The following is a 24,447-nucleotide window of genomic DNA, read 5'->3' on the forward strand; positions in this document are numbered from 1 at the left end:
AGGTTATACGCGATATGGCTACTGTAGGCATTTTCTTTGGCAGCGACACTGGCAATACCGAAAACATTGCCAAAATGATCCAGAAAATTCTCCAGAAACAGTTTGGCGACGACGTCTCTGAAGTGCACGACATCGCCAAAAGCAGCAAAGAAGACCTGGAAGGGTTCGATATCCTGCTGCTGGGTATCCCGACCTGGTACTACGGTGAAGCGCAGTGTGACTGGGACGATTTCTTCCCGACGCTGGAAGAAGTCGATTTCAACGGCAAACTGGTGGCGCTGTTCGGTTGCGGCGACCAGGAAGACTACGCGGAATACTTCTGTGACGCGATGGGCACCATCCGCGACATCATCGAACCGCGCGGCGCGGCCATCGTTGGCCACTGGCCGACCAAAGGCTACCACTTCGAAGCTTCCAAAGGCCTGGCGGACGACAACCACTTCATCGGTCTGGCGATCGACGAAGACCGTCAGCCGGAGCTGACCAACGAGCGCGTCGACGCCTGGGTCAAACAGATCGTCGAAGAGCTGAGCCTGGCCGATATCGTCGGCTAAACGCCGGGACTGGCGAAAGGTTGAACAAAGGCCCTGTAAAGTGCATAGTGTGCCGACAGGGCCGTCATCGGCAACAGGGATTGCTGCGATAGAAGCTACAGATTTGTAACTTCCCACCCCGTCACGGTAGACTGAGATATCGGTTTATCCCATCCATCAAGGCGTTGCATGCAAAACATGCAATAGTGCAATTATATCTTTGTTAACAACCGGCGGTTTCCATTTAGTACAACCGGTTCTATAATGAGACGCATTAACTCTTTGTGCCGACCGATGCCACAGGCGAGTACGCCTCAACTTGATTAGCATAGTAACAGGACTGAATTCGCATGACCGACAACAACATCGCATTGAAGAAGGCCGGCTTAAAAGTCACGCTTCCGCGACTCAAAATCCTGGAAGTACTGCAAAATCCGGAATGCCATCACGTCAGTGCGGAAGATTTGTACAAAAAACTGATTGATATGGGCGAAGAGATCGGCCTGGCAACGGTTTATCGCGTACTGAACCAGTTTGACGATGCGGGCATTGTGACACGTCACAACTTCGAAGGCGGCAAGTCCGTGTTCGAGCTGACCCAACAGCATCACCACGATCACCTGATTTGCCTGGACTGCGGCAAAGTGATCGAATTCAGCGACGAATCCATCGAAGTGCGCCAGCGTGATATCGCCAAGCAGCACGGCATCAAGCTCACCAACCACAGTCTGTACCTGTACGGCCACTGTGAAACCGGTGACTGCCGCGAAGACGAAACGCTGCACGACAAGAAATAAGCCTCACCGGCTATGAGAAACCGCCTCACATTGAGGCGGTTTTTTTATGCCCGCCGTACAACGGGCAAAAAAATCCCCGGACCAGCCGGGGAAAGATCATGTCATGAAATACTACAATTGCAGCGGCACTGCGACTCCACGTACTGCTCTCACTTCAACATCCGCCCCACGCCGGCACGCGCGGGGGCGAACGCATTCCCCCTTCGTTAAGCGGCCCGCCGCCATGACGACAGGCCGATGTGCCGGGCTTAGACCTTCTCGGCGCGGCTGTAGCGTTTACCGTCCGGACTGACCGAACGCACCTGCACCTCACCCGATACCGCCGGCTTGGCCTTGGCGTCATAACGCTGCCACTGCTTGCCGCCGTCGGTGGAGTACTCGATGCCCAATCCCGGCAGCGCGATATTCGCCTCCAGCTTGCCGCCCGCCACGCGGGCGCCCGGCACCGGCAGACGGTAGGCGACGCCGCCCTTGTCCAGCTTGGCCAGTTCTCGTTGGCCCAGGATATTGGCGAAGCGCAGCCAGTCTTTCTCCAGCGCCTTGGTGTCGACAAAGTGGGTTTCCCCGCCTTTGTATTCACGTCCGGCGCGATAGTCCTGCTCCCAACCGGCGCGGTGCCAGGCGCGTTCCGCCACCGACAGCGCGCGCGGGAAGATCATGTATTCCATCTGCGGATCGGTGCGCTGGGTTTCGCTCCACAGCTGAGCGGACAAACCGTAGGCGCCCGGCCATGGCTTGTCGCTTTTGGCGTTAAAGTGGTTGCCGTCGCGGTCGACCGAGGTTTCCGCGTTCTGCGGCATGTTGTCCGGCGCGAAGCTGAACACCTTGCGCTCGTCGCTGAAGCGGGTGCCCCAGTAGTAACCACGCTCGTCCGGGTTCACCTCGTAAGGGAAGTCCATGTAGACGTAGTCCGGGTTGGAGACCACCACTTCATATCCTTTGTTGGCCCAGTCGTTGACGCTATCGAAACCGCCCCAGTACAACGTATCCCAGAAGTTGACGCCCACGCGCGAGGTGGCGAACGCCTTTGCGTTCTCGGCGTCTTTCAAGCCGTCTTGCCAGGCCTGCATTCTGTCGATGCCGTGCGCCTTCACCAGCTTGCTGACCTCCTGGCCGAAGTAGCTCGGCAGGTGTTCCATGTCGGCCACCTTGCCTTCTTTGATCATCGTCTGGCAAACCTGCGACTTGGCCCATGGCTTGTCTTCGTTGCTCTGGTCGATGATGCCTTTACCCGGCTCCGGTTTCGCCTTGTCGGTATAGCCGGCGCCCAGGCGGATGTTTTTCGCCTCATCGCCGCCGAAGTGCCAGGTTTTGATCGGCTGCCCAGCTTCTTTATGCATCTGGGCAATCTCGCCAATCACCTTGTCGACAAAGCGCTGGGAGGAATCCAGGCACGGGTTCAGGTAGCTCTGGCGGTTAAAGAACTGCACCGAGGTGGTATTGGAGGTATCGGTCGGATCCACCAGGCGGAATTCGTTGGCCTCCTGCTCTTTGCCGGCAGCATACAGCTTTTTATAGCGCGCCTCCATCGACACCACCGCGGCGCGGGCGTGCGCCGGCATGTCGATCTCCGGGATCACCTCAATCTGGCGCGCCTGGGCGTATTTGATGATGTCGATATAGTCCTGACGGCTGAAGAAGCCGCCGTAGACGTCCGGCCCCTGGCCGTACTGCGGCAGCAGGCAGGTGGTTTCGCTCAGATCGTGGCAGCGCTGGCCGCCGACTTCAGTCAGCTCCGGCAAACCGGGGATCTCGATGCGCCAGCCTTCGTCATCGCTCAGGTGGAAGTGGAATTTATTGAGCTTGTAAGCCGCCATCTGATCCAGCAGACGCAGCACCGCGTCCTTCTTATGGAAGTTGCGCGCCACGTCGAGGAAAATGCCGCGATACTGGAAGCGCGGCGCATCGCTGGCGTCGAGCGTGGCGATCTTGCCGCTGCCGTCGCTCGGCACTAACGACAGGATCGACTGCAACCCGTAGAACACCCCGGCCTGATCGAAGCCGATCACCCGCGCCTCTTTCTTACCGATTTTCAGCTCATAAGCGCCCGGCACGGCCATCGCACCTTTAAACTTGCCCGGCTGGATGTCGGTCTTGATCGGGTAACCGTTGGCCTGAACCGGCACGCCCAGCAGCGCGAAGCGCTGGTTGACGACGTCCGCCGCTGGCTTGACCAGCGTGCTCAGATCCGGCGATACCCCTTTGCGCAGGTCGGCGTCCTGTGCGTGGATCTTCACCTGCATCGGTGTCGGCACGATCTGGCCGCGCAGCGCGCCGGCGGGCAACGTCTGCAGATCGGCATTGCTGACAAAGCGCGAAGCCGGCGTCATCAGAATGTTTTTGTCGTCCTTGGTGCGCTTCCACTGATCGCCGGTGAACGGCGCCACGAACTGGTCCAGGTTTTCGGTGTCGGTATTCGCCAGCATTTTCGGCTTGGCGTCGCCGGAGGTGGCATACCAGCGCGGCAGGAAGTCGTTTCTGAACAGCTGCCAATATTCGGCGACCACCGGGATTTCCACCGCCTTGCCGGCAGGGAAACCGCTGAATTTGGCGGTCGGCTCCAGCTTGTACAGATCGCCGGTCAGATGCGCGATCTTGAACTGATCGTTATCCACCCGCAGGGTCTGGCGCGGGCTGTGGAAATAGATGACCCAGTCCTTGCCGTCGATCGCCTGCCCGTCGTTGCTGAGGGTGAACAACACCCGGTTGCATGAGGCCCAGTCGGCGCCCAGCGCCGCGCAATCCACGCCGTTTTCGCCGGCGCGGTTATCCAGCATTTTCACGTTCAGCTTTAGCTGGCTCAGCTGATCCACCAGCTGTTGATCGGCCATGGCATTACCCATGCCGCCCAGGAATCCCATCGTTGCCGTCAAAGCGGCCAGTGCGCTCAGTTTGAATGTGTTCATCTTCTCGTCCTTCTTAATTATTGTTATCGCGAATTTCTTGCCACAGCTTGCCGCACTTGGCGTCGTAAGCCTGACCGTTACCGCTGTGAACCGCCATAATGCAGTTCTGATAATCCATCACCCGCACCGTTTCCTGCGCGGCGAACTGCTGGTGCTGTTTCTCTTGTTTCAGCACGTTCAACACCGCCTTACAGGGCTGCAGACGCTCCGGCGAACCTTCGGCGGTGTTGATACAGGCGCTGTAAGCCTGCTTCAATTTGGCGTCTTCCGGCGGCGCGGCGGGTTGCGCGCAGGCGCTCAAGGCCGCGGCGGCCGCCAACATCAGCATGATTTTTTTCATCGTTGAATTCCCTTAACTGCCCCCGGCGACGAGGCCGGGGAACGCATCAGAAGATGGTGAATGGCGCGATGACCATGAACTTGACGTCTTTCTCGTCCTGGAAGATGTTGCCGTAACCGCCGCCCCAGCTCGGGATGTTGGTGTGGTTGTCATACTGGGTGTAGTGCAGCTTGATCAGCGTGCCCTTGGCGCGCCCTTCCTGGATGGTGTACATCGCGTCCAAGCTCCAGGCGCTCTCTTTCAGGCGCTGGCTCTGATCGTAGATCGGGTTGGTGCTCGGCTTGGCGTCCCAGGCGTAAACGTAGGAGCCGCCGACCGCCATGCCCGGCAGGTTCCAGTTGCTGAGGTCATACATCACGCCGGCGTACACCGCTTTCTCGCCGTTGGCGTTAAAGTCGGAGCGGTTATCCCACCACACATCCAGGCGGCCGTTAGACGAGGCGTAGGTCGGGGTCATGCGCTGCAGGAAGAAGCCCTGGTTGCCTTCCGCCTTGACCATTGTGCCTTCCAGACGCCAGTTGAACTGGCCGGTGGTGTAACCTAAGGTCAGCGCCTGCAGCCAGGCCAGCCCGTCGTAGATGCTGTTCGGATCGTTCTTGTCGCTGAGGCGATCTTCCGCACCGTAGAACTGGTAACTGGTGGTCAGCGGGTTGCCCAGCACATCGAATTTGTAAGACGCCTTGGTGAAGTACTGATTCACGTAACCCTGGGCCTGGCCGAAGGCGGCTTCCAGCACCAGATCGTTTTTGAAATCGTACTTGGCGCCCAGCGAGTGCAGGTAGGAGACGCGGGTTTTCTTATCGTTCTGGCGGAAGTCGTCCACCTCGATATGCCACGGCGCCTTGTATTTGTCGGCCCACATGTAGGAGAAGCTCAACGCGCCGGCATCGCCGTAGTCGAACTTGGCGCCGGCCTCGGCGCCCTGATAGGTGCCCGGCATAAAGCTCCAGTGCGGCGCCAGCAGGGTTTGGCCGCTCGGCTGAATATAGCCGGCGCGAGCCCAGACCGGGCCGTATTTGAACTTGGCGGCGGCTTTGTACAGGCTGACGCCGCCTTTGTCACCGGAATAGTCTTCGTCGTAGGTACGGTTTTTTGAGGAGAACGCGATCTCGTTCGGGTGGCCGCTGGCGCTGGATTCAGCCAGCTCGATGGCGGTAAAGGCACCGACATCCAAGCCGAACATGTCCCAGGCGTAGCCCGAGGCGAAATCCAGGCTCAGGTTGGCGGTAGAGTGCGACAGGTTGGTGGTGTATTGGTTGTAATCCTTGCTGTCCGGATTGAGATCTTTACGGTCGCGCTCACGTTGCCAGTAATAGATGCCGCCGGTCAGCGTGGAATCATCGATAAACCCTGCGGCTTTCGCCTCAGGCGCCATGGCAAACCCTGTTCCCAACAGCGCGCCCGCGACTGCGAGCGCCAGCGTTTTACGCTGAGCACCGTGCGTACCCATATTGAAATTCCTCTTTGACTTAACTTAAAAGTTGCAGCCGCCTGTGTTCACCACTGCCCTGCACGACTGCCAATAAAAAACCCGAACGGGTAAAAAAAATTGCCGACGAGATGTTATTCCCACAGCACTAATTGCTACAGACAGACTATTTTTCGCGACGCGAATTATCAAATGAAAAATGCGGGAGATTTGTCAAAATATGACAAGGAGCACATATCAGTGAGATTTTGTTACGCCAGTGTTCATGGAAGGTGTCGAATAAAAAATTCAATTAAATCAGAATAAATTGAGATACAAGGTCAACCAGAGACGATTAATGGTTTCAGCCTGACCAAATCCGTCATTCAGACAATAAAAATTGAGAGCGCTCTCCAAATGAAATTAATTCGCATCACGAATATATAAGTAAAAATTAAGGCTATTAAGTCCAATATCAGAAAACTTATTGATTAACGCACCGAGGTTAATTAAGCACAGCCCGGAATAACGCTGCAGGAATAGATGATTTGCTCAATGGCAGACATAAAAAAAGCGCGGCCTAAGCCGCGCTGATTCATTAATTTCCAAGGCGAATAAGATTAGCCTTCGATTTTCGCCCAGGTATCACGCAGGCCAACGGTGCGGTTAAACACCAGATGGTCGGCCGACGAGTAACGGTTGTCGGCACAGAAGTAGCCTTCACGCTCGAACTGGTAGGCCTTCTCCGGCTGGGCTGCCGCCAGACTCGGCTCAACGAAACCGTGCTTGATGACCAGCGATTCCGGGTTGATGGTAGAGAGGAAATCCTCCGCCGCGCCCGGGTTAGGCACGCTGAACAGGCGATCGTACAGGCGAATTTCCGCCGGCAGCGCGTGCGCCGCGGACACCCAGTGGATCACGCCCTTCACCTTGCGGCCGTCGGCAGGATCTTTGCTCAGCGTTTCCGCATCGTAGCTGCAGAAGATGGTGGTGATCTCGCCCGCTTCGTCCTTCTCGACGCGCTCGGCCTTGATCACGTACGCATTGCGCAGACGCACTTCCTTGCCCAGCACCAGACGCTTGTACTGCTTGTTGGCTTCTTCGCGGAAGTCGGCGCGATCGATATAGATCTCGCGGCTGAACGGCACATCGCGGCTGCCCATTTCCGGCTTGTTCGGGTGGTTAGGCATGGTGACCATTTCCACCGCATCGCCCATGTTCTCGATGACGATTTTCACCGGATCCAGCACCGCCATGGCGCGCGGGGCGTTCTCGTTCAGATCGTCGCGAATGCAGGATTCCAGCGCCACCATCTCGACGTTGTTGTCTTGCTTGGTCACGCCGATGCGCAGGCAGAACTCGCGAATCGAGGCGGCGGTATAACCGCGGCGGCGCAGACCGGAGACGGTCGGCATGCGCGGGTCATCCCAACCTTCGACGATCTTCTCGGCCACCAGTTGGTGCAGCTTGCGCTTCGACATGATGGCGTATTCGAGGTTCAGACGCGAAAACTCGTACTGCCGCGGGTGGCAAGGAATGGTGATGTTATCCAGCACCCAGTCATACAGACGGCGGTTATCCTGGAACTCCAGGGTGCACAGCGAATGGGTGATCCCTTCCAGCGCATCGGAAATGCAGTGGGTGAAATCGTACATCGGGTAGATGCACCATTTGTCGCCGGTCTGGTGGTGTTCGGCGAACTTGATGCGGTACAGCACCGGGTCGCGCATCACGATAAACGGCGAAGCCATATCGATCTTGGCGCGCAGGCAGGCGGCGCCTTCGGCGAACTCGCCGTTGCGCATCTTCTCGAACAGCGCCAGGTTCTCTTCCACGCTGCGGTCGCGGTACGGGCTGTCTTTGCCCGGCGAGGTCAGGGTGCCGCGATATTCACGGATCTGCTCCGGCGACAGCTCATCGACGTAGGCCAGCCCCTTGGTAATCAGCTCAACCGCATACTGATGCAGCTGATCGAAATAGTCTGAGGAGTAATGAACGTTGCCGCTCCACTCAAAGCCCAGCCACTCCACGTCGTGCTTGATTGACTCCACGAACTCGATGTCTTCTTTCACCGGGTTGGTGTCATCGAAACGCAGGTTGCACTGGCCCTGATAGTCCTTGGCGATGCCGAAGTTCAGGCAGATGGACTTGGCGTGGCCGATATGCAGATAGCCGTTAGGCTCCGGCGGGAAACGGGTATGTACCGACGTGTGTTTCCCCGACGCCAGATCTTCATCGACGATCTGACGGATAAAATTGGTTGGGCGGGCTTCAGCCTCACTCATTTCACTGTTCCTCAATGCAAAGCGCTACACATAACCGCCTATGATCCAACAAGCCACGTCTGGAAACAACCGTTTGTTTCACGAAAAATGCGGCATATTGCACCATCGGCGCGCAGCGCACCGCCGTGGAGCGAGATGGGATAAAAAAAGCGGGAAGAGATCGCTCTCTTCCCGCCAAGTCGGGGCAAACTCCGCCATGATGCGTGACCGGCCCCGGGTACTACTCAGGTAAAAACAGCCTTATTTCTGGATCTCGTACAGCTTGGTCTGACCGGCGACCACAGAGCCGCTGGCCAGCGCCGCCAGGCCGGCATAGTCGTCAGAGTTGCTGACTACCACCGGGCTTATCATCGAACGCGCATTGGCGTTCAGGTAATCCAGATCCAGTTCCAGAATCGGTTGACCGGCTTTCACTTCCGCGCCCTCTTCCACCAGGCGTTTGAAGCCCTGGCCTTCCAGCGCGACGGTGTCGATCCCCATGTGCACCACGATCTCAGCGCCCTTGTCGGTTTCCAGGCAGAAGGCGTGGTTGGTATTGAAGATTTTCACCACGGTGCCGTCAGCCGGCGACACCACGATGTTGTCGGTCGGGCGAATCGCCAGGCCGTCGCCTACCGCCTTGCTGGCGAAGGCTTCGTCCGGCACCTGATCGAGTGCCACCACTTCACCGGTTACCGGCGCCACCAGCGTTTCAAACGCGGCTTTCGGCGCGTTCGGCACCGCCTGCGGTTTGGCTTCTGCAGCAGGGGCCGCCGCCGGAGCCGCCGCTGCCGCTACCGGGCCGGACGCGATCACGTTGCGCATCGCGCTGGCGATAAGTTCGGCACGGGTGCCGACGATCACTTGCACGCTTTGCTTGTTCAGGCGGATAACGCCCGATGCGCCGAGGCGTTTCGCCAATGCGTCGTTCACCAGCGCGGAGTCTTTCACGTTCAGGCGCAGACGGGTGATGCAGGCATCGATGCCGGTCAGGTTGTCGGAACCGCCGATCGCGCCGACGTAGCGACGGGCCAGCGTGGTGGTTTCGTTCTCGTCTTTACCGGCGTTGCTGTCGACGTTGACGTCGTAGCCGTCGGTTTCGTCACCGGCAACCGCCAGTTCGCGGCCCGGGGTCATCAGGTTGAACTTATTGATGGTGAAGCGGAACACCACGTAGTAGATGACGAAGAACACCAGGCCTTGCGGGATCAGCATGTACCAGTGAGTCGCCAGCGGGTTGCGGGAAGACAGCACCATATCCACCAGGCCGGCGCTGAAGCCGAAACCGGCGATCCAGTGCATGCTGGCGGCGATGAACACCGAGATACCGGTCAGCACGGCGTGGATCACGTACAGCACCGGCGCCACGAACATGAAGGAGAATTCCAGCGGTTCGGTGATACCGGTAAAGAAGGCGGCGAAAGCGGCCGCCAGCATGATGCCCGCCACTTTGGCTTTGTTCTCAGGACGCGCGCAGTGATAAATGGCCAGCGCCGCACCCGGCAGACCGAACATCATAATCGGGAAGAAGCCCGCCTGATAACGGCCGGTGATGCCGACAACCGCTTTACCGGCTTCGATCGACTGCTGGCCGCCGAGGAAGTTAGGAATATCGTTGATGCCGGCCACGTCGAACCAGAACACCGAGTTCAGCGCGTGGTGCAGGCCAACCGGAATCAGCAGGCGGTTGAAGAAGGCATAGATGCCCGCGCCGACCGAGCCCATTTTCTGGATGTGTTCACCGAAGTTCACCAGACCGTTGAAGATCACCGGCCAGATGTACATCAGAATGAAAGCCACCAGGATCATCAGGAAGGAGATGAGGATCGGCACCAGGCGGCGGCCGCTGAAGAACGACAGCGCCTTAGGCAGCTCGACGCCGCTGAAGCGGTTGTACACTTCGGCGGAAATGATGCCCACCAGAATACCGACGAACTGGTTCTGGATCTTGCCGAACGCGGCAGGCACCTGATCCAGCGGGATCTTCTGAATCATCGACACGGCGGCCGGCGAACAGAGGGTGGTCAGCACCAGGAAGCCGACGAAGCCGGTCAACGCGGCGGCGCCGTCCTTGTCTTTGGACATGCCGTAGGCCACGCCGATAGCGAACAGCACCGACATGTTGTCGATGATAGCGGAGCCGGATTTAATGAAGAAAGCGGCGAGCGCGTTGTCGCCGCCCCAACCAACAGGGTCAATCCAGTACCCGACGCCCATCAAGATGGCGGCGGCGGGCAGCGTGGCGACCGGCACCATCAGCGCCCGTCCCACCTTTTGCAAATAACTAAGAATGTTCACCTTTTCCCCCTATGTTGTCCGCGGACGGACCCTATTAGTAGTTTATTTGGAGCTCTCACTACCTTTTTAGAAAAAACGCATGGCACGTATCACTCATGCCGAGTGTAAAAAATTTATTTTGTATCGCAAATTAAAACCTCCCTTTTTGTGATAAATATCACCAAAAAGTAGTCTTTACCTCCCAGATTGCTGGCCATCACACAAAACTTATTTTATCATTCAAAAAATCAACCGGACGGACGATTCACGCGAGAATCATAAAGCTGGGTTACGCTTAGGACTCCCGCAGGCCCGTACAGTATAGCTTTAGTTTACTTATCCCAAGAGGTGTTAGATGAGACTTATCCCACTGAAAGATACCGCACAAGTCGGCAAATGGGCCGCGCGTCATATCGTTCAACGCATCAACGCATTCAAGCCAACCGCAGAGCGCCCGTTTGTACTCGGCCTGCCTACCGGCGGCACGCCGCTGGAAGCCTACAAACATCTGATTGCGATGCACAAAGCAGGTGAAGTAAGCTTTAAGCATGTTGTGACTTTCAACATGGACGAGTACGTTGGCCTGCCGCAGGAACACCCGGAAAGCTACCACACCTTCATGTACCGCAACTTCTTTGATCACGTTGATATTCCTCGTGAAAATATCAACCTGCTGAACGGCAACGCCGCGGATGTCGACGCCGAGTGCCGCCAGTACGAAGAGAAGATCAAGTCTTACGGCAAAATTAACCTGTTCATGGGCGGCGTGGGCATCGACGGCCATATCGCGTTCAACGAGCCGGCTTCGTCCCTGGCTTCGCGCACCCGCATCAAAACGCTGACCGAAGACACCCGCATCGCCAACTCGCGCTTCTTCGGCGGCGACGTCAGCCTGGTGCCGAAATATGCGCTGACCGTCGGCGTGGGTACGCTGTTGGACGCGGAAGAAGTGATGATCCTGGTGACCGGCCACGCCAAGGCGCAGGCGCTGGAAGCCGCGGTGGAAGGCAACATCAACCACATGTGGACCATCAGCTGCCTGCAGCTGCACGCCAAAGCGGTGGTGGTGTGCGACGAACCGGCCACCATGGAACTGAAAGTCAAAACCGTCAAATACTTCCGCGAGTTAGAAGCGGAAAGCGTGAAAAGTCTTTAATCTTTGCAGGGGGCTACGATGTTCGCTTTAACCCACGGCCGAATCTATACCGGCCACGACGTACTTGATGACCATGCAGTCATTATCGCTGATGGGCTGATCGAGAAAGTCTGCCCGGTGGCTGAATTGCCCGCCGGCATCGAAACGCGCGACCTGGGTGGCGCCATCCTGGCCCCCGGGCTTATCGACGTGCAGCTGAACGGCTGCGGCGGCGTCCAGTTCAACGATTCGCTGGAAGCGATCTCGGAAGAAACGCTGGAGATCATGCAGCGCGCCAACGAGAAATCCGGCTGCACCAGCTATCTGCCGACGCTGATCACCAGCAGCGACGAATTCATGAAGCACAGCGTCGACGTGATGCGCGCTTATCTGAAAAAGCACCAAAACCAGGCGTTGGGCCTGCACCTGGAAGGGCCGTACCTCAGCCCGGTGAAAAAAGGCACCCACAACCCGGCGTTCATTCGCAAGCCGACCCAGGACATGATCGATTACCTGTGCGCCAACGCCGACGTGATCACCAAAGTGACGCTGGCGCCGGAAATGGTTGAGCCGCACTTTATCAAGCAGCTGACCGAGGCCGGCATCGTGGTCTCCGCCGGCCACTCGAACGCCACCTACGATCAGGCGCGCACCGGCTTCGCCGCCGGCATCAGCTTCGCCACCCACCTGTACAACGCCATGCCGTATATCACCGGCCGCGAACCGGGGCTGATGGGGGCTATCTTCGACACGCCGGAGGTCTATACCGGCATCATCGCCGACGGCCATCACGTGGCCTGGGCGAGTATCCGTAACGCCAAACGCCTGAAAGGTGATAAATTGGTCTTGGTCACCGACGCGACCGCACCGGCGGGTGCAGATATTGACCAATTTATTTTCGCCGGTAAAACAATATACTATCGGGATGGGCTGTGCGTGGATGAGAACGGCACCCTTAGCGGTTCCGCGCTGACCATGATCGAAGCGGTGCAAAACAGCGTCGAGCATATCGGCATCGCGCTGGACGAAGCGCTGCGCATGGCGACGCTGTACCCGGCGCGCGCGATCGGCGCCGATCGCCGTCTGGGCACCATCGAAGCCGGCAAGGTGGCTAACCTGACCGCCTTCACCCGTGATTTCAAGATCACCAAAACGCTCGTTAACGGTAACGAGGTTTAATTCAATGAACAGCGAGTAACATTATTGATGAGCACTGGCGGACAAGCACAAATAGGGAACGTTGACTTAGTCAAACAACTTAACGGCGCGGCAGTTTATCGCCTGATCGACCAACAGGGCCCGATCTCGCGCATTCAAATCGCCGAACTCAGCCAGCTCGCCCCCGCCAGCGTCACTAAGATTACTCGCCAGCTGCTGGAGCGCGGGCTGATCAAAGAAGTCGATCAGCAAGCCTCCACCGGCGGCCGCCGCGCGATCTCCATCGTGTCGGAAACCCGCCATTTCCATACCGTCGCGGTGCGCCTCGGCCGCCACGACGCCACCATCACGCTGTATGACATGAGCGGTAAATCGCTCAGTGAAGAACACTATCCGCTGCCGGAACGCACCCAGGAAACGCTGGAAAATGCGCTGTTCGCCGCCATCGCCCAATTCATCGAAGCGAACCAGCGCCGCCTGCGCGAACTGATCGCCATCGCGGTGATCCTGCCTGGCCTGGTGGATCCGGCGCTGGGCGTGGTGCGCTATATGCCGCACATCAGCGTCAGCAACTGGGCGCTGGTAGACAACCTGCAGCAGCGCTTTAACGTCACCAGCTTCGTCGGCCACGACATCCGCAGCCTGGCGCTGGCGGAGCACTACTTCGGCGCCACCCGCGACTGTGAAGACTCGATTCTGGTGCGCCTGCACCGCGGCACCGGCGCCGGCATCATCGTTAACGGGCAGATTTTTCTCGGCAACAACGGCAACGTCGGTGAGATCGGCCATATCCAGATCGATCCGCTCGGCGAACGCTGCCACTGCGGCAACTTCGGCTGCCTGGAGACGGTGGCCGCCAACGCGGCGATCGAACAGCGCGTGCGCCAACTGCTGAGCCAGGGCTACCCAAGCAAACTGACGCTGGAAGACTGCGGCATCAACGCCATCTGCAAGGCCGCCAACCGCGGCGATCTGCTGGCCAGCGAAGTGATCGAGCACGTCGGCCGCTATCTGGGCAAGGCGGTGGCCATCGCCATCAACCTGTTCAATCCGCAGAAGGTGGTGATCGCCGGTGAGATCACCGAAGCGGACAAGGTGCTGCTGCCGGCGATCCAGAGCTGCATCAATACCCAGGTGCTGAAGGACTTCCGCAAAAACTTGCCGGTGGTGACCTCCGAACTCAATCATCGCTCGGCGATCGGCGCTTTCGCCCTGGCCAAACGCGCGATGCTCAACGGCGTGCTCTTGCAGCGATTGCTGGAAAGCTGATCCGCCGCTTCTGGCAGGTGTGTTATCGTCACTTCTTGCCTGCCGTAATCATGAGAAACAGCGACAAATGAAAATCAAAAACGTTATATGCGATATCGACGGCGTGCTGCTGCATGACAATACGCCGGTGCCCGGCGCCGATCTGTTCCTGGCGCGCATCCAGGAACAAGGCATGCCGCTGGTGGTGCTGACCAACTACCCGTCACAGACCGCACAGGATTTGGCGAACCGCTTCGCCGCCGCCGGGCTGGAAGTGCCGGAGAGCGCGTTCTATACCTCGGCGATGGCCACCGCCGACTTCCTGCGCCGTCAGGAAGGCAAAAAAGCCTATGTGGTCGGCGAAGGCGCGCTGATCCATGAGCTGTACAAAGCCGGTTTCACCATCACCGACATCAACCCGGATTTTGTGATCGTCGGTGAAACTCGCTCTTACAACTGGGACATGATGCACAAAGCCGCCTACTTCGTCAGTAACGGCGCGCGCTTTATCGCGACCAATCCGGATAGCCACGGCCACGGCTTCTCGCCGGCCTGCGGCGCCCTGTGCGCGCCCATCGAGAAGATCACCGGCCGCAAGCCGTTTTATGTCGGCAAGCCCAGCCCGTGGATCATTCGCGCCGCACTGAACAAAATGCAGGCGCACTCGGAAGAGACGGTGATCGTCGGCGACAACCTGCGCACCGACATTCTGGCGGGCTTCCAGGCCGGCCTGGAAACCGTGCTGGTGCTGTCCGGCGTCTCCACGCTGAGCGACATCGAAACCATGCCGTTCCGTCCGAGCTACGTCTACCCTTCCGTCGCCGATATCACCATCTTCTGATGCGGCCATGGCGGCCGCCCGGCCGCCATTATTTCCTTCTCCCTCAGCGTCAGTTTGAATTTAATTCGTTCATGGCCACAAAAGGTTTCAGCCTGCCTGCGCTAAAAATCCTCATTATAAATTTACGCCCCGCCAATAGCTGATATTGCCGGCGAGCGGAAAACTCTTACCCCTAATTAATGAGGCTACCATGAGCACCAATAACATTATTAATGCCGTCGCCGCCGATGACGCGGCCATTATGCCGTCTATCGCCAATAAAAAGATCCTGATGGGTTTCTGGCACAACTGGGCCGCCGGCGCCAGTGACGGCTACCAGCAAGGGCAGTTCGCCACGATGAACCTGACCGACATTCCCGCCGAATACAACGTGGTGGCCGTCGCCTTTATGAAAGGCCAGGGCATCCCGACCTTCAAGCCTTACAACCTGTCCGACGCCGAGTTCCGCCGCCAGGTGGGCGTGCTGAACAGCCAGGGCCGCGCGGTGCTGATCTCCCTCGGCGGCGCAGACGCGCATATCGAGCTAAAGACCGGCGATGAAGACAAGCTGAAAGACGAGATTATTCGCCTGGTGGAAGTCTATGGCTTCGACGGCCTGGATATCGATCTGGAACAGGCGGCGATCGGTGCAGCCAATAATAAAACCGTCTTGCCTGCGGCATTGAAAAAAGTAAAAGACCATTACGCCGCGCAGGGAAAAAACTTTATTATCAGCATGGCGCCGGAATTCCCGTATTTACGCACCAACGGCACCTACCTGGATTATATTAATGCCCTAGAAGGCTATTACGACTTTATCGCGCCGCAATATTACAATCAGGGCGGCGACGGTATTTGGGTGGATGAACTCAACGCCTGGATCACGCAGAATAACGACGCCATGAAAGAGGACTTCCTCTACTATCTGACGGAAAGCCTGGTCACCGGCACCCGCGGCTATGCGAAGATCCCGGCGGCGAAATTCGTCATCGGCCTGCCAAGCAACAACGATGCCGCCGCCACTGGCTACGTGATCGACAAACAGGCGGTGTATAACGCTTTCTCGCGTCTCGACGCCAAAAACCTGTCGATCAAGGGCCTGATGACCTGGTCAATCAACTGGGACAACGGCAAGAGCAAAGCCGGCGTCGCCTACAATTGGGAGTTCAAAACCCGCTATGCGCCGCTGATTCAGGGCGGCGTCACCCCACCGCCGGGAAAGCCTAATGCGCCGACGGCGCTGACGGTCGCCGAGCTGGGCGCCACCTCGCTGAAACTGAGCTGGGCCGCCGCCACCGGCGCCTCACCGATCGCCAGTTACACCGTCTACCGCAACGGCAACCCGATCGGCCAAACCGCCGGTCTGTCGCTGGCCGACGGCGGTCTGACGCCGGCGACCCAGTACAGCTACTTCGTTACCGCTACCGACAGCCAGGGCAATACCTCGCTGCCGAGCAGCGCGCTGGCGGTCAAAACCGCCAACGACGGCACGCCGCCCGATCCGGGGGCGCCCGAGTGGCAGAACAACCACAGTTACAAGGCTGGCGACGTGGTGAGCTATAAAGGCAAGAAATATACCTGTATCCAGGCGCACACCTCCAACGCCGGCTGGACGCCGGACGCCGCCTTCACCCTGTGGCAGCTCATCGCCTAATCGCTAATCGATTGCCGGTCAAACTGGCCGGCAATCCCTCCATCACGCTAAAAATTGCATAATCGATAATTTTTCGCGTCGATAACTGAACATCCGTTAAAAACCACACCTAAGCAAACAACTATTTCTCAACGCATGGCTAAAACGCTTGCATCTCCCGCAGCTTTTGGCGCATTTTCATAACCACAGCGCAGCAAAACCGGGTTATCGCTGATAAATCGGCAATGCTGCCCATAACAGTAAAAAACAACATCACAGTCATAAAAGCCCGTTAGGAGAGTTGTATGTGTTCTATTTTCGGTGTGCTCGATCTGAAGTCCGATCCCGTTGAACTGCGTAAGAAAGCGCTGGAGCTGTCACGTCTGATGCGCCACCGCGGCCCGGATTGGTCCGGCGTTTACGCCAGCGACAAAGCCATTCTGGCTCACGAACGCCTGTCGATCGTCGACGTCAACAATGGCGCTCAACCGCTGTACAACGCTGCGCACACCCACGTTCTGGCGGTCAACGGCGAAATTTACAACCATCAGGCGCTGCGCCAACAGCTGAGCGACCGCTACGCGTTCCAGACCGGTTCCGACTGTGAAGTGATCCTGGCGCTGTACCAGGAGAAAGGCCCGGACTTCCTCGACGATCTGCAAGGCATGTTCGCCTTCGCCCTGTATGACACCGAAAAAGACGCCTACCTGATCGGCCGCGATCACCTGGGCATCATTCCGCTGTACATGGGCCACGACGAGCACGGCAACCTGTACGTCGCCTCGGAAATGAAAGCGCTGGTGCCGGTGTGCCGCACGATCAAGGAATTCCCGGCCGGCAGCTACCTGTGGAGCCAGGACGGTGAGATTCGTGAATATTATCGCCGCGACTGGTTCGATTACGACAGCGTCAAGGACAACGTGACCGACGCCGCCGCCCTGCGCACCGCGCTGGAAGAGTCGGTGAAAAGCCACCTGATGTCCGACGTGCCTTACGGCGTGCTGCTGTCGGGCGGGCTGGATTCCTCGGTCATTTCGGCGATCACCAAGAAGTACGCCGCGCGCCGCGTGGAAGATCAGGAACGCAGCGAGGCCTGGTGGCCACAGCTGCACTCCTTCGCCGTCGGCCTGGAGGGCTCGCCGGATCTGCGCGCCGCGCAAGAGGTGGCCAACCATCTGGGCACCGTGCACCATGAAATCCACTTCACCGTACAGGAAGGCCTGGACGCCATCCGCGACGTGATTTATCACATCGAAACCTACGACGTCACCACCATTCGCGCCTCGACGCCGATGTACCTGATGTCGCGCAAAATCAAGGCGATGGGCATCAAGATGGTGCTTTCCGGCGAAGGCGCGGACGAAGTGTTCGGCGGCTACCTGTACTTCCATAAGGCGCCGGACGCCCGCGAATTCCACGAAGAGACCGTACGCAAACTGCTGGCGCTGCACATGTTCGACTGCGCGCGCGCCAACAAGGCGATGTCCGCCTGGGGCGTCGAAGCCCGCGTGCCGTTCCTGGACAAGAAATTCCTCGACGTGGCGATGCGCATCAACCCGAAAGATAAAATGTGCGGCAACGGCAAAATGGAAAAACACATCGTTCGCGAATGTTTCGAGTCCTATTTGCCGGCCAGCGTGGCCTGGCGCCAGAAAGAGCAGTTCTCCGACGGCGTCGGCTACAGCTGGATCGACACGCTAAAAGAGGTGGCTGCGCAGCAAATCAGCGATCAACAGCTCGAAACCGCGCGTTTCCGCTTCCCGTACAACACGCCGACCTCGAAAGAAGGCTACCTGTACCGCGAAATCTTCGAGGAGCTGTTCCCGCTGCCGAGCGCCGCCGAATGCGTGCCGGGCGGCCCGTCCGTCGCCTGCTCGTCCGCCAAGGCCATCGAATGGGACGAATCGTTCAAGAAGATGGACGATCCTTCCGGCCGCGCCGTCGGCGTGCACCAGGCCGCCTATAAATAATCGCGCGGCGTTTTCCCTTGGGGCGGGCCTCTTGGCCCGCCTTTTTGTTGCCTTTTCCGCCCGCCAACTGCCTGAATTGCCGATTTTATCGCCATAATGTTCACAACCCAGACAAACGGCGCTTCCGGGCGCTTTTTCGGGAAAAAACTTGTTGACGCAAATCGGTCATATACGCATAATGCGCCCCGCAACGCCGATGAAGGCAAAGCAAAAAAAGAGGGCTACGTAGCTCAGCTGGTTAGAGCACATCACTCATAATGATGGGGTCACAGGTTCGAATCCCGTCGTAGCCACCATCTCTTTTTTGCATTTGCGGGAGTGGCGAAATTGGTAGACGCACCAGATTTAGGTTCTGGCGCCGCAAGGTGTGCGAGTTCAAGTCTCGCCTCCCGCACCATTTCTCTTCATCGTCGGCGCAGTATGTTGATGGGGTATCGCCAAGCGGTAAGGCACCGGTTTTTGATACCGGCATTCCCTGGTTCGAATCCAGGTACCCCAGCCATATTCTTTCGGGAACGGGGTTTCAACATAAGATTTGTTTGCAGGTGGGGTATCGCCAAGCGGTAAGGCACCGGTTTTTGATACCGGCATTCCCTGGTTCGAATCCAGGTACCCCAGCCATAACAAACTGCTTGCAAATCAAAGAAGTAAAAAGTAACATCGGCTACGTAGCTCAGCTGGTTAGAGCACATCACTCATAATGATGGGGTCACAGGTTCAAATCCCGTCGTAGCCACCATAATTGGGGTGTCGCCAAGCGGTAAGGCTCTGGTTTCTGATACCAGCATACCCAGGTTCGAATCCTGGCACCCCAGCCATATTTAGAAAAGCCCGCTTCGGCGGGCTTTTTGCTGTCTGGCGTTCTGCCATCCTTAATAGGCCCAGCCGCAGCTGAGCCCTGTCGGTTACAATCCTAAGGCGTACTTCAACGCATGTTCTTTCAACTTGCCCGCCCGCTGCGCGGCCATCAGCGCCAGATTGCGCGCCACGTTCAGCGGAGCCAGATTATTGCTGAAGGCGGTATAAAATAGATCCATCCCGCTCTGCATCAGCAGATTGTCGGTACGGCGGCGGCGTTGATAGCGCAGCAGCACCGCCTCGCTGCTCCAGTCCTCTCCCTGCTCCCGCGCCTCGCTCAACACGCTCAGCAAGGCATCCACGTCGCGATATCCCAGATTGACGCCCTGTCCGGCCAGCGGGTTGATGGTATGCGCCGCATCCCCCAGCAGCGCCAACCCCGGCAGCACGTAGCGCTGCGCATGACGCCGCGTCAACGGGAACGATCCGGCGGCGTGCACCTTGACCGGGCCCAGCCGCGCTGGAAAAGCGGCGGCGATCTCGCGCTCCAGCTGCGCCGGCGGCATCGCCTGCAGTTGGCGAATGCGCTGCGGGCTGTCATACCACACCAGCGATGCCCAGCTGTCGTACAGCGGCAGGAAGGCGCGCGGCCCGGACGGGAAGAAGCGCTGCCAGGTCACATCCTGCTGCGGCGCGCCGGTATCGACGGTGATCAGCATGCACGCCTGACGATACTGCCAGCCGTTGGTGCCGATCGCCGCCAGCTTGCGCACCTGCGAGTTGGCGCCATCGGCGCCGATAACCAGCCGCGCCTGCAGCGTTTCACCGCTGTCCAGCGTCAACTGCCAGGCCTTGTCCGCCCGCTGCAGCGATTGCAGCCTGGCGGGGCACAGCAACGTCAGATTGGCGCACTGCGCGAACTGCTGCCACAGCGCCAGCTGCAGAATGCGGTTTTCCACCATAAAGCCCAGCTCCGGCAGCCCCAGTGACACCGCGTCGAACGCTACCCGCGACGATGCCCATTCCCAGGTCTCCAGCCGGCGATACGGCGCCGTGCGCATCGCCGTCACTGCGGACCAGGCGCCAAGCTGTTTCAGCAGCCCCACCGAGGTGCAGCCGATAGCGGAAATGCGCAGATCCGGCGGGCTTTGCGCCTCGAACGCCTGCGGCGCCTGATGTTCCAGCAACGCCACCGACCAGCCCGCCTGCGCCAGCCCGAGGGCCGCCGCCGCGCCGACCATGCCGCCGCCCACCACCACCGCGTCATACCGATTTTGAGATGTCTTCATATTGGCTATGTTTTCTGTGTGAATGCTCGCCATCCCACCCGGCATGGCGTTTTGCGCAGTGTACCGGATTTTCGCTTCGGCTTCAGGTTGCGTGCCATTTTCCCCCGCGCTGGTCACAACGGCGGCAAATGATTACAATACGCGCCCTGCATGTCGCGTAACGCAACTTTCGCTCCGCACTGAGTAATGGCAAGTCAATGACGAAAAAACTACATATCAAAACCTGGGGCTGCCAGATGAATGAGTACGATTCATCGAAAATGGCCGACCTGTTGAACAGCACGCACGGCTTCGAGTGGACCGAAAACGCCGAAGAAGCGGACGTGCTGTTGCTTAACACCTGCTCGATCCGCGAAAAAGCGCAGGAGAAAGTTTTCGCCATGCTGGGGCGCTGGCGCTTGCTGAAAGAAAAGAACCCGTCTGTCATCATCGGGGTCGGCGGTTGCGTGGCCTCGCAAGAAGGTGAACTGATCCGCAGCCGCGCGCCCTGCGTCGACGTGGTATTCGGCCCGCAGACCCTGCACCGCCTGCCGGAAATGATCAACCACGTCCAGGGCACCCGCAGCCCGGTGGTCGACATCAGCTTCCCGGAGATCGAAAAATTCGACCGTCTGCCGGAACCGCGCGCCGAAGGCCCGACCGCGTTCGTGTCGATCATGGAAGGCTGCAACAAATACTGCACTTTCTGCGTGGTGCCTTACACCCGCGGTGAAGAAGTGAGCCGCCCGAGCGACGACGTGCTGTTCGAAATCGCCCAGCTGGCGGCGCAGGGCGTGCGCGAGGTCAACCTGCTCGGCCAAAACGTCAACGCTTACCGCGGCGCCACGCATGACGGCGATATCTGCTCGTTCGCCGAACTGCTGCGCCTGGTGGCGGCCATCGACGGCATCGATCGCATTCGCTTCACCACCAGCCACCCTATCGAGTTCACCGACGATATCATCGCGGTGTACGAAGACACGCCGGAACTGGTCAGCTTCCTGCATCTGCCGGTGCAGAGCGGTTCGGATCGCATCCTGACCATGATGAAACGCGCCCACACCGCGCTGGAGTACAAGGCGATTATCCGCAAGCTGCGCAAGGCGCGCCCGAACATTCAGCTCAGCTCCGATTTCATCGTCGGTTTCCCGGGCGAGAGCCAGGCCGACTTCGAACAGACCATGAACCTGATCGCCGACGTCAACTTCGACGTCAGCTTCAGCTTCATCTATTCGTCGCGCCCGGGCACCCCGGCGGCGGACATGGTTGACGACGTCAGCGAAGAAGAGAAAAAGCAGCGGCTATACATTCTGCAGGATCGCATCAACCAGCAGGCGCTGCAGTTCAGCCGCCGCATGCTCGGCACCGTCCAGCGCATTCTGGTGGAAGGCACCTCGCGCAAAAGCGTAATGGAACTGGCCGGGCGCACGGAGTGCAACCGTGTGGTAAACTTCGAAGGCACGCCTGACATGATCGGCCAGTTTGTCGACGTGGAAATTACCGAGGTGCTGACCAACACCCTGCGTGGCGCAGTGGTGCGCACCGAACAGCAGATGGATCTGCGCGTACATGAATCCCCGCAGTCGGTGATCGCCCGTACCCGCAAAGAAAACGCGCTGGGCGTCGGCATTTACCAGCCCTGACGCCGCGGCGGCCGCCTTATCGCCGCCCGTTCGCGCTACTCCTTACCGTTTCTCCGCCGGGCGCCCGCGCTCGGTGATGTTCTTTTTTATTTTTTTTTGTTGAAGAGGCGACATAACATGCAACTCCCACACTGCCCGAAGTGCAACTCCGAATACACCTACCAGGACAATGCCCTGTTCATCTGCCCTGAGTGCGCCCATGAGTGGAGCGACAGCGCCCCGGCGGAAGATCAGGACGCGCTGATCGTCAAAGACGCCAACGGCAACCTGCTGGCGGACGGCGACGCGGTCACCGTGATCAAGGACCTGAAGGTCAAAGGCAGTTCCTCGATGCTGAAAATCGGCACCAAGGTGAAAAACATTCGTCTGGTGGAAGGCGATCACAACATCGACTGCAAAATCGACGGTTTCGGCCCGATGAAACTGAAGTCCGAATTCGTGAAAAAGAACTGATTCCCGGCGGTCTTGTCCTGTGATGACGCGGCGGGCTTTGCGCCCCGCCGCGTTTTTTCCTTGTCTTCCCTTGAATTCCGCCGACGGCGCACAGATAGATCAGCGGTAAACTTGCGCCGTTGCGGCGCACCATGAATAATTCAAGAAAGAGAGTATTCAGGCTCGCCCTGAACGCGCGCGTCCCGGACGCGCTATGTGACATCAACCAGGCCCGATGTGACCTAGAGGAATAGTTTGAACGTCGCAACACAAGAAATTTTGTTAGAGCCCGCAGACAACCAGCGTTTGCTCAGCCTGTGCGGCCCGTTTGATGACAACATCAAGCAACTCGAGCGCCGATTGGGCATCGAAATCAATCGCCGCGACAACCGTTTCAAGCTGGTCGGCAAGAACCTGTGCGTGGTCGCCGCCGCCGATATCCTGCGCCATCTTTACGTGGATACCGCGCCGATTCGCGGCGTGATCCCGGATATCGATCCGGAGCAAATCCATCTGGCGATCAAAGAGAGCCGGGTGCTGGAACAGGTCGCCGACAGCGTGCCGGATTACGGCAAGGCGGTCACCATTAAAACCAAGCGCGGCATGGTGAAACCGCGCACGCCTAACCAGGCGCAATACATCGCCAACATTCTCGATCACGACATCACCTTCGGCATCGGCCCGGCGGGCACCGGCAAAACCTACCTGGCGGTCGCCGCCGCGGTGGATGCGCTGGAACGCCAGGAAATTCGCCGCATTCTGCTGACCCGTCCCGCGGTCGAAGCCGGCGAAAAGCTGGGCTTCCTGCCGGGCGATCTGAGCCAGAAGGTCGATCCTTATCTGCGCCCGCTGTACGACGCCCTGTTCGAAATGCTGGGCTTCGAGCGCGTGGAGAAGCTCATCGAGCGCAACGTGATCGAAGTCGCGCCGCTGGCCTATATGCGCGGCCGCACGCTGAACGACGCCTTTATCATTCTGGATGAGAGCCAGAACACCACCATCGAACAGATGAAGATGTTCCTGACGCGCATCGGTTTCAACTCGAAGGCGGTCATCACCGGCGACGTCACCCAGATCGACCTACCGCGCAACCAGAAATCCGGCCTGCGCCACGCGGTGGAAGTGCTGTCGGACGTGGAAGAGCTGAGCTTCAACTTCTTCCACAGCGAAGACGTGGTGCGCCACCCGGTGGTGGCCCGCGTGGTCATCGCCTATGAGGCCTGGGAAGCGGCCGAACAGAAACGCAAAGACGCGATTGCCGAACAACGTAAGCGCGAGGCGCTCGCCGCCTCCGAGCAGGAGACACCATGAGCCAGGTGATTTTGGATTTGCAGATTGCCTGTGAAAGCAGCGACGGCCTGCCGGACGAGGCCACCTTCCAGCGCTGGCTGGAAGGCGTGCTGCCGCAATTTCAGGAAGAGGCCGAGGTGACCGTGCGTCTGGTGGACGAAGCGGAAAGCCACGAGCTGAACCTGACCTACCGCGGCAAAGACAAGCCGACCAACGTGCTCTCTTTCCCGTTCGAAGCCCCGCCGGGCATCGAGCTGCCGCTGCTCGGCGATCTGATCATCTGCCGCCAGGTGGTTGAACAGGAAGCGATTGAGCAAGGCAAGGCGCTGGAGGCCCACTGGGCGCATATGGTTGTCCACGGCAGCCTCCATCTGCTAGGGTATGACCACATCGAAGACGATGAAGCCGAAGAAATGGAGTCTTTGGAAACCGAAATCATGCACGGACTGGGCTATCCTGATCCGTACCTGGCGGAAAAAGACCCCGTCTGACGTCAGCCGTTTACCCTACAGCCCCTCTGCGGGGCT

Annotated in this window: 18 protein-coding genes and 6 tRNA genes; 18 read left to right on the forward strand and 6 right to left on the reverse strand. The window is 58.6% G+C overall.

The features are described 5' to 3' along the window. The first annotated feature begins 14 nt into the window (after positions 1 to 14). Together fldA and fur are read left to right on the forward strand one after the other, a co-directional pair. On the forward strand, positions 15 to 554 hold the full coding sequence (gene fldA / locus JL05_RS22435) for a flavodoxin FldA (RefSeq protein ID WP_004939938.1): 540 nt from the start codon (positions 15 to 17) through the stop codon (positions 552 to 554). Between the two features lie 329 nt (positions 555 to 883). Continuing rightward, positions 884 to 1,330 (forward strand): ferric iron uptake transcriptional regulator, encoded by a 447-nt coding sequence (gene fur, locus JL05_RS22440; RefSeq protein ID WP_019454058.1) that lies wholly within the window; start codon positions 884 to 886, stop codon positions 1,328 to 1,330. Positions 1,331 to 1,578: 248 nt separating this feature from the next. Here the strand turns inward: fur and JL05_RS22445 are convergent, their stop codons facing one another. The 5 genes from JL05_RS22445 to nagE all read right to left on the reverse strand — a co-directional run bounded on the left by JL05_RS22445 (position 1,579) and on the right by nagE (position 10,546). Then, positions 1,579 to 4,236, reverse strand: coding sequence for a beta-N-acetylhexosaminidase (locus JL05_RS22445; RefSeq protein ID WP_033633922.1), 2,658 nt, complete (start codon positions 4,234 to 4,236; stop codon positions 1,579 to 1,581). Between the two features lie 13 nt (positions 4,237 to 4,249). Next, the gene (gene chiQ, locus JL05_RS22450) at positions 4,250 to 4,576 is read right to left on the reverse strand and encodes a ChiQ/YbfN family lipoprotein (RefSeq protein ID WP_004939944.1); all 327 of its coding nucleotides are present in this window, start codon (positions 4,574 to 4,576) and stop codon (positions 4,250 to 4,252) included. 46 nt (positions 4,577 to 4,622) lie between these two features. Further along, entirely contained in the window at positions 4,623 to 6,026 is a 1,404-nt protein-coding gene (chiP, locus tag JL05_RS22455; RefSeq protein ID WP_033633923.1) for a chitoporin ChiP, read from the reverse strand. A 578-nt stretch (positions 6,027 to 6,604) separates the two neighbouring features. Further along, on the reverse strand, positions 6,605 to 8,269 hold the full coding sequence (glnS, locus tag JL05_RS22460; protein ID WP_033633924.1) for a glutamine--tRNA ligase: 1,665 nt from the start codon (positions 8,267 to 8,269) through the stop codon (positions 6,605 to 6,607). 240 nt (positions 8,270 to 8,509) lie between these two features. Beyond that, the gene (nagE, locus tag JL05_RS22465) at positions 8,510 to 10,546 is read right to left on the reverse strand and encodes an N-acetylglucosamine-specific PTS transporter subunit IIBC (protein WP_033633925.1); all 2,037 of its coding nucleotides are present in this window, start codon (positions 10,544 to 10,546) and stop codon (positions 8,510 to 8,512) included. Positions 10,547 to 10,880: 334 nt separating this feature from the next. Here nagE and nagB point away from each other — a divergent pair, with 334 nt between their 5' ends. From nagB to JL05_RS22525, 12 genes are all read left to right on the forward strand, one after another. Then, positions 10,881 to 11,681, forward strand: coding sequence for a glucosamine-6-phosphate deaminase (gene nagB / locus JL05_RS22470; RefSeq protein ID WP_004939952.1), 801 nt, complete (start codon positions 10,881 to 10,883; stop codon positions 11,679 to 11,681). An 18-nt stretch (positions 11,682 to 11,699) separates the two neighbouring features. After that, complete coding sequence (gene nagA / locus JL05_RS22475; RefSeq protein WP_015376951.1) at positions 11,700 to 12,839, forward strand: N-acetylglucosamine-6-phosphate deacetylase; 1,140 nt, start codon at positions 11,700 to 11,702, stop codon at positions 12,837 to 12,839. A 27-nt stretch (positions 12,840 to 12,866) separates the two neighbouring features. Further along, positions 12,867 to 14,087 (forward strand): DNA-binding transcriptional regulator NagC, encoded by a 1,221-nt coding sequence (nagC, locus tag JL05_RS22480; RefSeq protein WP_004939956.1) that lies wholly within the window; start codon positions 12,867 to 12,869, stop codon positions 14,085 to 14,087. A 67-nt stretch (positions 14,088 to 14,154) separates the two neighbouring features. Then, positions 14,155 to 14,907, forward strand: a complete 753-nt coding sequence (locus tag JL05_RS22485) for an HAD-IIA family hydrolase (protein ID WP_004939957.1) — start codon at positions 14,155 to 14,157, stop codon at positions 14,905 to 14,907. Between the two features lie 190 nt (positions 14,908 to 15,097). Next, positions 15,098 to 16,540 (forward strand): chitinase ChiC, encoded by a 1,443-nt coding sequence (chiC, locus tag JL05_RS22490; RefSeq protein WP_033633926.1) that lies wholly within the window; start codon positions 15,098 to 15,100, stop codon positions 16,538 to 16,540. A 284-nt stretch (positions 16,541 to 16,824) separates the two neighbouring features. After that, complete coding sequence (gene asnB, locus JL05_RS22495; protein ID WP_004939961.1) at positions 16,825 to 18,489, forward strand: asparagine synthase B; 1,665 nt, start codon at positions 16,825 to 16,827, stop codon at positions 18,487 to 18,489. Between the two features lie 219 nt (positions 18,490 to 18,708). After that, positions 18,709 to 18,785, forward strand: a tRNA-Met gene (locus JL05_RS22500). Between the two features lie 16 nt (positions 18,786 to 18,801). Next, positions 18,802 to 18,886: transfer RNA gene (locus tag JL05_RS22505), tRNA-Leu, on the forward strand. Positions 18,887 to 18,916: 30 nt separating this feature from the next. Next, a tRNA-Gln gene (locus tag JL05_RS22510) sits at positions 18,917 to 18,991 on the forward strand. Between the two features lie 44 nt (positions 18,992 to 19,035). Beyond that, positions 19,036 to 19,110, forward strand: a tRNA-Gln gene (locus JL05_RS22515). A gap of 41 nt (positions 19,111 to 19,151) precedes the next feature. Then, a tRNA-Met gene (locus JL05_RS22520) sits at positions 19,152 to 19,228 on the forward strand. A 4-nt stretch (positions 19,229 to 19,232) separates the two neighbouring features. Continuing rightward, positions 19,233 to 19,307, forward strand: a tRNA-Gln gene (locus JL05_RS22525). A gap of 87 nt (positions 19,308 to 19,394) precedes the next feature. On the opposite strand, the gene ubiF is transcribed toward JL05_RS22525, so the two are convergent. Then, positions 19,395 to 20,576 (reverse strand): 3-demethoxyubiquinol 3-hydroxylase, encoded by a 1,182-nt coding sequence (gene ubiF, locus JL05_RS22530; RefSeq protein ID WP_033633927.1) that lies wholly within the window; start codon positions 20,574 to 20,576, stop codon positions 19,395 to 19,397. Between the two features lie 197 nt (positions 20,577 to 20,773). On the opposite strand from ubiF, the gene miaB reads away from it, so the two are divergent. The 4 genes from miaB to ybeY all read left to right on the forward strand — a co-directional run bounded on the left by miaB (position 20,774) and on the right by ybeY (position 24,411). Then, complete coding sequence (gene miaB, locus JL05_RS22535) at positions 20,774 to 22,198, forward strand: tRNA (N6-isopentenyl adenosine(37)-C2)-methylthiotransferase MiaB (RefSeq protein WP_033633929.1); 1,425 nt, start codon at positions 20,774 to 20,776, stop codon at positions 22,196 to 22,198. 117 nt (positions 22,199 to 22,315) lie between these two features. Further along, positions 22,316 to 22,651 (forward strand): zinc ribbon domain-containing protein YjdM, encoded by a 336-nt coding sequence (locus JL05_RS22540; RefSeq protein ID WP_004939967.1) that lies wholly within the window; start codon positions 22,316 to 22,318, stop codon positions 22,649 to 22,651. Positions 22,652 to 22,885: 234 nt separating this feature from the next. Beyond that, entirely contained in the window at positions 22,886 to 23,941 is a 1,056-nt protein-coding gene (locus tag JL05_RS22545) for a PhoH family protein (RefSeq protein WP_004939969.1), read from the forward strand. Beyond that, entirely contained in the window at positions 23,938 to 24,411 is a 474-nt protein-coding gene (gene ybeY / locus JL05_RS22550; protein WP_004939970.1) for an rRNA maturation RNase YbeY, read from the forward strand. The genes JL05_RS22545 and ybeY overlap by 4 nt, the downstream gene beginning before the upstream one ends. Positions 24,412 to 24,447: the final 36 nt, after the last annotated feature.

Source organism: Serratia nematodiphila DZ0503SBS1 (assembly GCF_000738675.1).
Taxonomy (GTDB): Bacteria; Pseudomonadota; Gammaproteobacteria; order Enterobacterales; family Enterobacteriaceae; genus Serratia; species Serratia nematodiphila.